At 32.8% G+C, this 13,995-nt stretch carries 8 protein-coding genes; 1 reads left to right on the top strand and 7 read right to left on the bottom strand.

Features of this window, described 5'->3' with window-relative positions; all coding sequences use genetic code 11:
• Positions 1-69: 69 nt before the first annotated feature.
• Together SJY43_RS04025 and SJY43_RS04020 are read right to left on the bottom strand one after the other, a co-directional pair.
• A complete protein-coding gene (locus tag SJY43_RS04025; protein WP_396602557.1) occupies positions 70-2,271 on the bottom strand; it encodes a SulP family inorganic anion transporter in 2,202 nt (733 codons plus the stop codon).
• A complete protein-coding gene (locus tag SJY43_RS04020; protein ID WP_396602556.1) occupies positions 2,268-3,116 on the bottom strand; it encodes a universal stress protein in 849 nt (282 codons plus the stop codon). The genes SJY43_RS04025 and SJY43_RS04020 overlap by 4 nt, the downstream gene beginning before the upstream one ends.
• 105 nt (positions 3,117-3,221) lie before the next feature.
• On the opposite strand from SJY43_RS04020, the gene SJY43_RS04015 reads away from it, so the two are divergent.
• Positions 3,222-5,090, top strand: a complete 1,869-nt coding sequence (locus SJY43_RS04015) for a cation:proton antiporter (protein WP_396602555.1) — start codon at positions 3,222-3,224, stop codon at positions 5,088-5,090.
• A 16-nt stretch (positions 5,091-5,106) separates the two neighbouring features.
• Here the strand turns inward: SJY43_RS04015 and SJY43_RS04010 are convergent, their stop codons facing one another.
• From SJY43_RS04010 to SJY43_RS03990, 5 genes are all read right to left on the bottom strand, one after another.
• Positions 5,107-5,721, bottom strand: coding sequence for a MarC family protein (locus SJY43_RS04010; RefSeq protein WP_396603387.1), 615 nt, complete (start codon positions 5,719-5,721; stop codon positions 5,107-5,109).
• Positions 5,722-5,805: 84 nt separating this feature from the next.
• A complete protein-coding gene (locus SJY43_RS04005) occupies positions 5,806-8,208 on the bottom strand; it encodes a glycoside hydrolase family 31 protein (protein WP_396602554.1) in 2,403 nt (800 codons plus the stop codon).
• A gap of 298 nt (positions 8,209-8,506) precedes the next feature.
• Positions 8,507-10,414 (bottom strand): 1,4-alpha-glucan branching protein GlgB, encoded by a 1,908-nt coding sequence (gene glgB / locus SJY43_RS04000; protein WP_396602553.1) that lies wholly within the window; start codon positions 10,412-10,414, stop codon positions 8,507-8,509.
• Positions 10,415-10,417: 3 nt separating this feature from the next.
• Positions 10,418-12,046: a trehalose synthase gene (locus tag SJY43_RS03995; RefSeq protein ID WP_396602552.1), complete on the bottom strand. Its 1,629-nt coding sequence runs from the start codon at positions 12,044-12,046 to the stop codon at positions 10,418-10,420.
• 3 nt (positions 12,047-12,049) lie between these two features.
• Positions 12,050-13,987: an alpha-1,4-glucan--maltose-1-phosphate maltosyltransferase gene (locus tag SJY43_RS03990; RefSeq protein WP_396602551.1), complete on the bottom strand. Its 1,938-nt coding sequence runs from the start codon at positions 13,985-13,987 to the stop codon at positions 12,050-12,052.
• Positions 13,988-13,995 lie beyond the last annotated feature (8 nt).

The raw sequence follows: 13,995 nt of genomic DNA, 5'->3' as shown, positions 1-13,995 counted from the left end.
ATATTAAATCTTAGAAAATGTTAAGAATATATTAAGAAATGATTTGCATTAAATTTTCAAAAACTAAGTTTAATGAATAACTATTTTTAAGCGTTTGCCAAAATCATATAAAGCTTTAATTTCTTTGATACTTGCCAAACGTTCTTTTCCAAAAATAAGAATTGCATTTCCGTTAGATTCTACATGGTAATAGGGATTACTTTCAAAGAAATGAGTTACATCATCATTAAAAAATTTAGCGATGTTTACCTCGTTTTTACCTAGTAAATGGAAGCGATTAGAAAAATCGTCATGATTTTCGATAGGAATGTCTTTAAAACCCGCAAAAGCTGAAACTTTTTCTAGAAACCCTTCTTTATCTAATGTAAACTCCGGAATAGGCTTTTTTAGATTAATATGAAGCATGGTTTTACGCCCTTCTTCCTTGGTTATAAATTCACCTTCAGAAAACTCAATATCAAATAATGTTATAGCATTATCTTGTTGTGATAGTATATTATAAATATGATTAATATGCTTGGTTGAGAAAAATGAAAAACTATTTAGAAACGAAACGTCTTTTTTCTTTTTAGGAGTGTATTTTAAACTATAGTCCTCAGCTAAAGTTTCCATCTTTGTTTGACGTTTAGTAAGGCTATTTTTAATAATTTTAGGTACTGGTAATAAACGCCTTGACGCAAATGGGTGTTTAGTTTCGGTATCATGTAAATCTAAACCTACTACTCCAAAATACCCACCTCTTTTATCAAATAATTCTTGATAGTTGTTAATGTTTTCTAATACAGTATCATCAACAAAATCACATAAAGAAAAATCTACTATTACATCTTGATTTTCTGGAATAGCATCTAAATGTTTTTTTAGTCTAAAATAGTTTAAAAAGCTGCAGAAGTGTTTTACACTAACGTAATAATTGCTTTTGCCTCCATGTTCTTTATACATTAAAACATTGGGTTTTAATAAATTCCTAAGAAATAAGCCATAACCCAAATGTCTATTAATAATAACGTGGATAATAAATGTAGCTAAAACACCAGCAATAATACCTGTTATTAACCCAATTTTTAAGGTCACAATTAGTGTAACAAAAAAGATAATAAGTTGTTCTTTACCTATTGAAAACATTTTAGTAATTACCGTTGGTGACGCTAATTTGTAGCCTGTGTAAACCAAAATAGCCATTAAGGCTGGAAGCGGAATGCGCGTTAATTGGGTGCTAAAAAACACAATAAAAAAGACTAAAAAGAGTGCATGGAAGAAGTTTGCAGACCTATTACTTGCCCCTTGATTAACATTAACCGAGCTACGAGCAATTACCGTTACCACATTTAAACCACCTAATAAACCACTACCAATAGTGGCTAAGCCAAGCGCTTTTAAATCTCTATTAACGTTAGAGCGTCGTTTTTCTGGGTCTAGTTTATCTACTGCCTTTATACTTAAAAGCGATTCTATACTTGAAATTAGGGTTAATGCTAAAACACTACCCCAAAATGAAAAACTCCAAATATTGCTAAAATTAGGTCTGGGTAAATCTGCAATAATTTGTTGTATACTTGGTATGCCAGAAACCATATATTCTGGTGCAATTGGATTGGATTCGTGCAAACCAAACTCAAAATAATAACTAAACCCAATGGATAATATTACAATCCACATTGGTGCTGGTATAAGTTGTAAATATTTGTTCCTAATTTTTGAATAGAAAAGCATGATAGCTAAACTTAAAATACCAGCTAAAGCGGCAAAAATTAAGCCTTTATTTTCATAGTGAATCGCATCGTTAATAGTGTAAGGAATTTCTAAAAGATAATCTATAGTGTCTGCTCTTTTAATTTTATGCGCAAGCATAATATGAAATTGTTTTCCCAGAATAATTAAACCTATGGCGGCAAGCATACCTTGGATGGCCGACGATGGAAAAAAATCTGAAAGCGCACCCATTCTAAAAAAGCCAAGTAATAAAAGCAAAACACCAGAGCACATAATCGCCACATAGGCACTTTCTATGCCTAAAGTGGTAATAGCTACTAAAAGCACGCCTACTAAACCATTTCCAGGTCCAACAATAGTAACATGACTACCTCCAAAAACAGAAACAATAATACCGCCAACAACTGCAGCAATTATACCCGCAATAGGAGGCGCATCACTAGCCATAGCAAGTCCTAGGGCTAAAGGTAACGCGATAAGGCTTACTACAAAACCAGAGAAAATGTTTTTAGGTAGCGCTTTAAAAAATACGGTTATGTTATTTTTTTTTGGACTCATTGAAGGATTAACACATCGGTTGGTAATTCGGTTAAAATATGCTCTATATCATGTGGAAATAATCGGTCCCAAAAAGTCATTTTTGATGGGCCATTCATTATTAATAAATCGGCTCTAGAAATTTGCGCATAATGCCCAATAGAATAGCCTCGTTTACCAAAAATGGGTTGTAATTTTATAGTTTTATTTTTAGTAAATTCTTTAGGAATATGTGTAATAATTTCTTTTACTCTTGAGTTTTCTCTAAGTTTTATGCGCTCTTTGGCTATTGTTGCTCTTCTAAGCGATTTATCATCATTAACTTTTACATGAATTTCTTCTTGTTCAATTTCTTCAACAATAGTTATTTTATCAGAATTAAGGTGACTGGCCACATAAAAAGCAGAAGTAATTGTTTGTTCTGTTTTTGGGTCTTTTAACCCATTTACTACAATATGCTTACATGGAATACGCTCAACAGAAGGATTAATTAATAATAAAATAGAACATTTTGCTTTTCTAGTAATTTTCCTTGCAATAGAACCAACGTAGTATTTTAAAATTTTTTCACGTTGAACTGCACCAAGAATTAATAAATCTATTTTCTTTTCTTCTGTAGTAGAAAGAATAACATTTACAGGGTCGCCAGTTTTAAAAACAACTTCATAATCTAGTTTGTCTTTTTCAAAGCTTTTAAGTATGACACGCAGCATGTTAGTTTTTTCTTCTGAAGGGTCACCAACATGAATTAAAAATAATTTTGCTTGAAAAAAAATAGCTAACCTTGCTGCCTCAAAAAGGTTAGCTTTTAAGTTTGGAGAATATGCTACCCCAATTCCAATACTTTTAAAAGGCTTTAAAGACAAAGGTTTTACTATATTTTTGAGTGAAAGTTGAAAGATAACATTTTTTCAAAACATTAAATGATGCGTTTTACTTAAATTAGTATTTTTAAACAAAAGAATACGCCTATGTTAGAACTTGCAGGAATTATTATTTTAGGAATATTAGCCCAATGGGTAGCTTGGAAATTTAAAATCCCAGCCATTTTGCCTTTAATTTTAATTGGTCTTTTAGTGGGCCCAATTGCCGCAGAGTTTTTAAGTGACGACGGTACTAAATGGATTGAACCTATTTGGAACGGAGAAAAAGGCTTATTTCCTGGAGAAGGCTTGTATTATTTTGTATCGTTAGCCATTAGTATTATTCTTTTTGAAGGTGGCTTAACATTAAAACGCGCAGAAATTAAAAATGTAGGCCCAGTAATTACTAAGTTAATTACTCTTGGTTCGGCGGTTACCTTTTTTGGTGCTGGCATATTAGCACATTTTGTTTTTGAGTTAAGTTGGGAGTTGTCGTTCTTGTTTTCTGGATTAATAATTGTTACTGGACCAACAGTAATAACACCAATTTTAAGAAATATTCCGCTTAAAAAAGATATCTCAACTGTTTTAAAATGGGAAGGCATCTTAATTGATCCTATTGGCGCCTTAGTTGCCGTATTAATGTTCGAATTTATTAGTGTAGGTGGCGGTGGCGGTTTTACTAAAACGGCACTAATTGAGTTTGGAAAAATTATACTTTTCGGAACTACTTTCGGCTTTACTTTTGCACATGGTTTAGCGTTTGCTATCAATAAAAAATTAATTCCTCATTATTTACTAAATGTGGTGTCTTTATCAACTGTTTTATTGGTTTTTGTTGAATCAGAAATTTTTGCTCATGAATCTGGATTGCTTGCTGTTGTTGTTATGGGTATGGTTTTGGGCAATGGAAAACTTCAAAATTTAAAGGAGTTGTTATATTTTAAAGAGTCTTTAAGTGTTTTACTAATATCCATATTATTTATCCTTTTGGCAGCAAATATTAATATTGAAGATATGATGTTGCTCTACACCTGGAAAACAGCAGTTCTTTTTGCTGCAGTAGTCTTCTTAATAAGGCCAGCAGCCGTATTTTTAAGCACTATGGGCTCAAAACTAAAGACTAATGAAAAAGTTTTTATTAGTTGGGTAGGACCAAGAGGTATTGTTGCTGCGGGTATTGCATCGCTTTTTGGAAGTAAGCTTTTAAAACAAGGTGTAGAAGGTGCAGAATATATAACGCCATTGGTTTTTATGATTGTGTTAGGAACTGTATTGTTAAATGCTACAACGGCACGTTTATTTGCCAAAATAGTAGGGGTTTTTCTTAAAAAATCTGAAGGTATTTTAATTGTTGGTGCATCAAAAGTTTCTAGGTTACTTGGCCATTACCTTGTTACAAATGGCAGGCATGTAGTGCTTATAGATAGTAATGAAAAGAATATTCAAAAAGCCAAGGAATTAGGATTAGAAGCAATAAGCACAAATATATATTCTGATACTTTAATGGATAATATTGAGCTTAGTGATGTGGGTTACATTATGGCGCTAACTGGAAATCCAGATATTAATAAATATGCTATCAATAAATTTAGCAAGCAGTTTGGCGAAAATGGAGCTTATAGATTAGTAACCACGCAAGAAATGTTGGATGACACTAATAATCCTGAAGATGGTCTATTTTCTCATAATGATGATTTTAGTGCGTTATTAGAATTAGCAAGAGCTTATCCATCTATTCAAGAGATTGATCTTGAAGATAAAGTACATTATGACAAGCTGATTAAAATTTCGAATGAAGACCCAGATATTATTCCATTATTTGTAAAAGACAATGAAGGTGAATACCATATTATATCATCTCACAATCTAGAATTCGAAAACATTGAAGCTGGTTATCAACTCGTTTATTTAGGAAAACCTTTTGATGTTGATGAGGTCCCAACTGTTGAGCCTAGTACTATTAAAGAAGATTAAAGGACTATTAATAGTTCTACTCAAGGACAACAAAAAAATCTTTTAATCCAGTTAATATACTTTGTACCGCATAGGCTGCTAATATTAAGCCCATAACTTTACTTATTACTGTGATTCCATATTCGCCAATTCTTTTTTGAACCAAGCTCGCTCCAAGTAAAATGGACATAGTAACTCCAATTACCACTAACACCAATCCTGTTGTAATTGCTTGTTGCTCTATCGAGTAAAGGTTATTATCTGTTAATAATACAACAGCCATAATTGCTCCTGGAGAAGCTATTGAAGGAATTGCAACAGGGAAAATAGTTACGTGTCTATAATCATTAATCATATGTTTTTCTGATTCGGGTTTACCTTCACCAAAAATCATTGTTAAAGCAAATAAGAATAATATAACACCTCCAGAAATTTGAAAAGCATCTAATGTAACCTCCATTCCGTCAAGAATTAATTGACCTACTACTATAAAAAATAATAGAATTAGAAAAGCAATAAAAGAAGCCCTAATAGCAACTTTTTTTTTGTGTTTTTGGTCTAATTGCTTAGTGGCTTCTAAAAATACTGGTACAGAACCAAGCGGATCAATTACAGCAATTAAAAAGAATATTTTAGTTATAATTTCCGTTATCATGTGTTTTTTAATCTTTTATAATTTGAAAAAAGCCTTTCTAAATAAAAGAAAGGCTTTTTGTTATTTAAAGAAACAACTATTTTAAGCCATTATATGAAGCTCTGTAAACTCTTTTGTAAGCACTAGAGTGTTATCTCCATTTGGTTTCAGGTCTTTAAGAGGTATGATGACATTATCAACTTCAATTTTAGAAATCTTAAATGGTAAACCACGTAAGTTTAACTTAAAGGTTTTATAGGTTGTTGTGAATTTACCAGATTTATGTTGTTGAATAATCAACTCGTTTTTCTTACCAGATAATTTAAAATCTCTTAAACTATATCTACCTTTAATATAATCATAACCGTCTGTAGCATCTTCGTAAACTTGAGACGTTTCATTACCTTCTGTATAGTATACATCTAGTATAAGCTCATCAATAGTTTTTTCACCTACATATTGTTGAATTGGGTATTTAGGAATAATAGCACCTTCTTTCACGAAAATTGGCATGCTATCTAAATCTGCATCAACCCAATGTTCTGATCCGCCTTCAATAGCTTCGTCTGTCCAGAAGTTATACCATTTTCCTCTAGGAATATAAAGACGTCTTCCTTTTTGGTTTGGTCCTGTTATTGGGCAAGCCAATATTTTTTCTCCAAAAATAAACTCATCATTTCTGTAATGTGTTTGTGGATCGTGTTGATCGTATAACACCAATGATTTTAATATTGGCACACCTTCTTCAGCATATCTCCAAAACGCAGTATATAAGTAAGGTAGTAATTGATATCTTAATTCAATAAATTTTCTTACTACATCTGTAATGGTTGTTCCAAAAGCCCAAGGTTCTTGATCGCCGTGGTCTCCAGAAGAGTGTGTTCTACAAAATGGGTGGAAAATACCTAACTGAATCCAACGTGCGTATAATTCGCCATTTGGTTGTTCTGCAAATCCTCCAATATCAGATCCTATAAAAGAGAATCCAGACATACACATACGTTGTGCTTGTAAGTTTGCAATGGTTAAATGATCCCAAGTTGCAATATTATCACCTGTCCAACTAGAGGTGTAACGTTGTGTACCAGAATAAGCTGCTCTTGTAATTACAAAAGGTCTTTTTGGGTAAGAGAATTTCTTTAAGCCTTGATATGTAGCACGTGCCATTTGCATACCGTAAACGTTGTGTGCCTTTTTGTGGCTACATTGGTTTCCGTCGTAATCGTGTCTTACATCATCAGGGAAGGTTTTTCCTGGAACGTCCATTACTGCCGGCTCATTCATATCATTCCAAACACCTTTAACACCTATATCTTCAACAAGTTCTTGAAATAAATTAGACCACCAATCTCTAACTTCAGGGTTAGTGAAGTCTGGGAAATAACATTCTCCCGGCCAAACTTTACCTTTCATGTAAGGACCATCGGCACGTTTACAGAAGTAATCTTTTTCAAGGCCTTCTTTAAACACAGAATAATCCATATCTATTTTAATACCCGGATCAATAATAACAATGGTTTTAAAACCATCATCGGCTAATTCCTTAACCATGCGTTTAGGGTCTGGGAAATACTCTTCGCTCCAAGTGAAACATCTAAAACCTTCCATGTAATCGATATCTAAATATATAGCATCACAAGGAATTTGTAATTCTCTAAATTTAGATGTGATTTCTTTTACGTTAGATTCTGGGTAGTAACTCCATTTACATTGGTGGTACCCTAAAGTCCATAATGCAGGCATTTCATGAGGTTTCCCTGTTAAGTCGGTGTAGTTTACAACTACATCAGACATTTCTGGACCGTAAATAAAATAGTAATTCATTTCACCACCTTGTGCCCAAAAACTTGTAATATTTCTTCGTTCGTTACAAAAATCAAAAAAGGATCTAAATGTATTATCGAAAAATATACCGTAAGATTTTTTATTGTGTAAACCAGTATAAAACGGAATGGTTTTATAAATAGGATCTGTGTCTCTGCCGTAAGCATAAGAATCTGTTACCCAGTTTTCAAAACGTTTTCCTTTAAGGTTATTGTCAACTGGCTTATCACCTAAACCATAATAACTTTCACCTGGTTGAGCGGTTTTAGACATTTTAACAATATCGCCACCAAGCTCGTAACTTTCTTCCCAATGGAAACCTAGTTCATCTTCGCAAATTAAAGAGTTGTCTTTTGCATCATAAATAGATGTACGTAAATCTAATTTTGAAATATGGCAAATAAGTTTTGCGGTAGTTATGATGTATACATCATCATTTTCGGTAACCTCTAGATGATTATAACCTCTACTCGCGTATTTGGTAATAGCATAAGAAAAATCGTTTTCAAATATGCCGGTAGTTGTAAATCTAAAACGAAGAATACTATCTCTCCTTACTGTAACTTCTAAAATAACACCGTTTGCGGTTGTAAATGATAAGACATTAAGGTTCTTCTCGTATGAAACTATTTTTGATGGAAATAAATTCCCTTTATATTCTAATTCTGTATTTAATATCATAAAATTATGTATTAATATTAATTGACGAAAATACTAAATTTTAAAGACCTTAGATATTTCTTTTCATTAAAAAAAGACTGTAAACATTGAATAAAAATAAAAAAATGACCTGTTAAATTACAGATAGTTTAACATATTGTAAATAAGTAGATTTTTAGTACTTTTTATAGGTTTTTATTTTGACTTAAAACGCTGAAATAATTTAGCTTAAGTCGGTTTTTTGATATTTAAAAGCTTCTTGATTTAGTATTTTAATCAAGAAGCTTTATAATTTAATTTCTAGTAAATTCTTATAAACTTATTTAAATTTAAAGACGGTTACTGCTAATGGTGGTAATGTAATTTCAGCAGAATAATCTTTACCATTCCAAGGGTCTTTTTTAATAGTTGTTTCTTTTTTGTTTGTTATACCACTTCCTCCAAATTCTTTGGCATCACTATTAAAAATTTCAATTAGTTTTCCTTTTGATGTAACACCTATTTTGTAATTCTTTCTAACAGTTGGTGTTAAATTACAAACTACAACTACATTGTCTTCTTCTTTGTAGCCTTTTCTTATATATGAAATTACACAGTTTTCGTGGTCGTCATGACTTATCCATTCAAAACCTTCACCACTAAAGCCTTTTTCATATAGTGCTGGTGTATTTTTATAAATGGTATTTAGCGATTTATAATAGTTTTGCATGTCTTGATGTGGCTTAAATTCTAATAGATTCCAATCTAAACTTTCTTGAAAATTCCACTCGTTATATTGCCCAAACTCACCACCCATAAACAAGAGTTTGGTTCCCGGATGTGTAAACATATAACCGTATAATAAACGCAGGTTTGCAAAGCGCTGCCACTCGTCACCAGGCATTCTTCCTAGGATAGAATTTTTGCCATAAACTACTTCATCATGAGATAATGGAAGCATAAAGTTTTCAGTAAATGCATAAGCAAGACTGAATGTAATTTCATTATGATGATATTTTCTGTATACAGGATCTTTAGAAAAATAGTCTAAAGTATCATGCATCCAACCCATCATCCATTTCATACCAAAGCCTAAACCACCAAGAAAAGTAGGTTTAGATACCATTGGGAATGCTGTAGATTCCTCGGCAATAGTTTGAGTATCTGGGAAAGAAGCATAAATTTCTTCATTTAATTCTTTTAAGAAGCTTATAACAGCTAAGTTTTCTCTTCCGCCATACATGTTTGGCTCCCATTCGCCATCTTCTCTCGAGTAGTCCAAGAATAACATTGATGCAACAGCATCAACACGTAAACCATCCGCATGGTATTGATCCATCCAGAAAGCTGCATTACTAATTAAGAAAGAGCGTACTTCATTACGTTCATAATTAAAAATTAAACTTTTCCAATCTTGGTGGTAGCCTTTACGTTTATCAGGGTGTTCGTATAAATGCGAACCATCAAAAAATCCTAACCCGTGTGCGTCTTCTGGAAAATGAGAAGGTACCCAATCTAAAATAATACCTACTCCAGCTTGGTGAAGTTTATCTACTAAATATTTAAATTCTTCAGGGTAACCAAAACGCGAAGTTGGTGCGAAATATCCAGTAACTTGATACCCCCAAGACGGATCATAAGGAAACTCCATAATAGGCATAAGCTCAACGTGTGTGAAATTCATCTCACTTACATATTTAACTAAATCATCAGCCAACTCGAAATAAGACATGAAACGGTCTTCTTCTATTTGCCTTTTCCAAGACCCTAAGTGTACTTCGTAAACCGAATAAGGTGCATCAATAGCATTATGCTTTTTACGTGTTTTCATCCAGTCTTTATCTTTCCACTTATAATCATCGTCCCAAACTATAGATGCTGTATTTGGGTTATGCTCATAGCGTCTTGCATAAGGGTCTGCTTTTTCGGTTTTTATATCGTTATTATTACTTTGTATTTTGTATTTGTATGTAGCACCTTTTTCAACAAGCGGAATAAAACCTTCCCAAATACCGCTAGAATCCCAACGGACATTTAATTGGTGTTCACCTTCCATCCAATAGTTAAAGTCACCAATTACACAAACTTGTTTTGCTGTTGGAGCCCATACTGCAAAATATACGCCGTCTATACCGTCTACAGTCGTTAGATGAGATCCAAATTTTTCATATAGTCTAAAATGCTTTCCAGCTTTAAAAAGGTTAATATCAAATTCGGTAAATAAACTGTGAACTTTTACTTGTGCCATAAATTAATGATTTATAATATTAGATATTCCTTTTAAAGGAATAACTGCCCATTGCGGACGTGAATTGAGCTCGTAACCCAACTCGTAAACTGCTTTTTCTAATAAGCAGTATTTTAATATAAAAATACGCTCTTGATTGTATCCTAAATTTAAATTTGCGTTTTGTGTTTCTGTAACATACGTGCCTAAAAATAACCCACAAATATAGCGGTATAATATTTCTCCTGCTTTAAAAAGATGTTCTTGATTTGAAGGATAGCTTTCTTGATTGTTAAAGATGGTGGCATAAATAGCATAATGAAATGATCTAAATAAACCAGCAACATCTTTTAATGGTGGTTGTTTTACTTTTCTATCTCGAATTGTACTTTCAGGTTCACCTTCAAAGTCTAGAATATAATAATCGTTATCCTTTACTAATACTTGCCCTAAATGATAGTCGCCATGAATTCTTATGCGTTCGCCTTTAAGTTTTGTCCAATCAAAATCTACAAAACGTTTTCTAATACTGTTTTTCTTTTCAAGAAATTCTTGAGCAAGCGTTGAGGCTAAACCTTCTAGCTCGTCAAGGTTGTTTTCAATAATATTCAGTCTGTTTTGAAACTGATAAAACATTTTATTTTTTAACCAAACTTCGTAATCACCATTATAATGCGCTGGTGTAAAGGCTGTTTCTTCAAATTCTGAACCTAAAGCAATGTGCATTTCTGCAGTTCGTTTTGCTAAAGTTTTTACCTGATTAAACAAATTTAAACCGGCCCAATCTATAATTTGAGGCGGAATAGATTTTATTGCTAAACGCTGGTATAATTCTGTGTTTGGTAGGGAATCAATATCAATTCTTTTGTTTTCTAGATTTAAAAATACGTTATGTAACTCTTTCAGCATGTAATCCCATGCATCTCCTTCATTAGGAATCATTTCTTGCATTAAAGCAATAGTGATGTTTGTATTTTTTGAGTCTACTAAATTGATACTTCCTAAATACGCTGGGGTGTTTTTAAACTCTTTTTTTTCTGATAAAAAACGACTCATTTCGTAGTCAGGGTTTTTATCAGCAAAAATGCGTCTAAAAAATTTTAATGCGTATTTTTCGTTATAAACTAATGAGGTGTTACTTTGCTCTAAACCCATGAATCTTGATGATTCATAAGAAACATCATTAAATATATGACTTTTATGATATTGAACTTTAGTTGTGTCTTTAGGTTCGGCTGTCTCAATACGTTCAAAAACTAATTTCCTGAATGCTTCTAAATTTACAGCATCGATAATATACCCTTTTTGATTTTGAAGACTTATTGGAAGAATTCTATCTTTTTGAGCAAAATTTTCGTCGGTAACAAAAGCAATCGGTAAAAAATAATGCTGATAAAAAGCTTCAACAAAATCAACTTCTAAGATGAGTCCAAAATAGATTTCACCATGTTGCTGAATTTTAAAATATTCAGCAAGTTCAATATATTTTAATTGACTAGATTTTCCGCCATACCAACGTTGTTTAACAATATAGGCCTCTAATACATCAGATAAAAATGTTTTTATAAACGCTTTATTATCTAGTAAAGCCTCCCAAGAGTCATCTGACTCAAAAAGTGGTTTAACTGTTGATATTGAAGCGCTATGACTCATAGACTATTTGTTTATATGGAAAACGTGAAATGGCATAGTAGGGTGTAACTCTACAAAGCACCACTCGCTATTCCAATTGTAACGGCTATCTGTTATTAAATCATGCATTTCAAGATTATGACCATGATATACACCAATATCGTGAAGAGGCACTTGAACAGTACCCTGTTGCGAATTGTGGGCATCTAAGCTTATAATTACAAATATTTGATTGGTTCTATCATCATTCCATTTATAAAATGCTAATAAATTATCATTATCTATATGGCAGAATTTTATATTATTAGTTTGTTGCAGCGCAGCATTATTATGCCTTATATAATTTATTTTTGAAATAATAGTAATGAGCTTATTCTTGATTTCCCAATCATAATGTGTGATTTGAAATTTTTCAGAATTTAAATACTCTTCTTTCCCTAGTAAGGATTCAGATAACATATATTCAAAAACAGGTCCGTAAATACCAATGCTAGAGCTTAATGTAGCAGCTAATGCATAACGCTGTATGTGTTTAGATTCGTTAGCGCCTTGTAAATGATGCGGATTAATATCTGGTGTGTTTGGCCAGAAATTTGGCTGCATGTATTCCTTCAATTCAGTCGTTGTTAGCTCTGTAACATACTCTATAATTTCATGCTTGTTTTCACGCCATGTAAAGTAGGTGTATGATTGTGTATAGCCTTGTTTTGCTAACTGTTGCATTACTTTTGGTGCTGTAAATGCTTCAGCTAAAAATATTACATCTGGATGTTTTGCTTTTACTTCTGTAATAATCCAATTCCAAAAATAAAATGGTTTGGTATGCGGGTTATCAACTCTAAAGATGTTTATGCCACAATCTATCCAATGCATTAAAATATCTAAGCACTCTTGCCATAAGTTTTTATAATCTTCGCTTTCCCAGTAAATAGGAAGAATGTCTTGATATTTTTTTGGCGGGTTTTCTGCATACTGTACCGTACCATCTTGACGCCATTTAAACCAAGACGGGTGATCTTTTACCCAAGGGTGGTCTGGAGCTGCTTGTAACGCATAATCCATGGCAATTTCAATATCGTTTTCTTTAGCTCTCTGAATTAAAGATTTAAAATCGTCAAGCGAACCTAATTGCGGATGGATATCTTTATGTCCGCCATGTTGCGAACCAACACCCCAGGTTGAACCAACATCGCCATCATGTGCTTCGGTGGTATTGTTTTTACCTTTACGGTTTACTTCACCAATAGGATGAATTGGTGGTAAATAAACCACATCAAACCCCATGTTTTTTACACGAGGAAGCAAACGCTCACAGTCTTTAAAAGTACCATGAACTCCAGGTTGTTCTGAAGCCGAACGTGGAAAAAATTCATACCAAGTACTAAACCTAGCTTTTTTCCTATCAACAAAAACGCGATATTCTTCTGTGGTATTATCAAGTATTTTTATTGGGTTGTTATAGAATATCTGGTATAACCTATCTGTTGTTGCTTCAGTAATAGCTTCTCCATAATCATCTTCATTTTTAAACAGTTTATGAAGCTGTTCTAAATAGACTTTATCATCAGCATTTACTTGTTTTAAGATGGCCTCAATATACTCAGCCCCTTCAAGTAATTCAGAATACACATATTGACCGTCATTAATTTTTCTAATTAAACCGTAGCGCCAATTAAGAGCATAGTCTACCCAAGCTTGTACTTTATATGAATAAAAACCTTGAGTATCAACAGTAAATGCTGCTTTCCATTCATCATTGGAGGTTAGCGTCATTCTTGTTTCTCTCCAAGCTCTGCTTTTTTCAGGCTTATATAGAATTGATGCGCCTAAAACATCATGGCCATCTGCCATAATGTGTGCGTCTACATTAACAATTTCATTAACAATACGTTTTATATAAAACTCACCACAGTTTACACTTGGTGAAACATGGTCTATTACAACTCTTCTTTGGTCTTGCATTTTTATTA

Source organism: Algibacter sp. R77976, assembly GCF_044594645.1.
Taxonomy (GTDB): domain Bacteria; phylum Bacteroidota; class Bacteroidia; order Flavobacteriales; family Flavobacteriaceae; genus Algibacter_B.
The sequence above is the reverse complement of the archived record's forward strand: the minus strand, read 5'-3'. Positions and strand labels throughout refer to the sequence as shown.

What these genes read in the sequence shown, in the direction of transcription:
- SJY43_RS04025 (WP_396602557.1), bottom strand. Translation starts at nt 2,271, where the DNA reads ATGAGTCCAAAAAAAAATAACATAACCGTATTTTTTAAAGCGCTACCT.
- SJY43_RS04015 (WP_396602555.1), top strand. Translation starts at nt 3,222, where the DNA reads ATGTTAGAACTTGCAGGAATTATTATTTTAGGAATATTAGCCCAATGG.
- SJY43_RS04005 (WP_396602554.1), bottom strand. Translation starts at nt 8,208, where the DNA reads ATGATATTAAATACAGAATTAGAATATAAAGGGAATTTATTTCCATCA.
- glgB (WP_396602553.1), bottom strand. Translation starts at nt 10,414, where the DNA reads ATGGCACAAGTAAAAGTTCACAGTTTATTTACCGAATTTGATATTAAC.
- SJY43_RS03995 (WP_396602552.1), bottom strand. Translation starts at nt 12,046, where the DNA reads ATGAGTCATAGCGCTTCAATATCAACAGTTAAACCACTTTTTGAGTCA.
- SJY43_RS03990 (WP_396602551.1), bottom strand. Translation starts at nt 13,987, where the DNA reads ATGCAAGACCAAAGAAGAGTTGTAATAGACCATGTTTCACCAAGTGTA.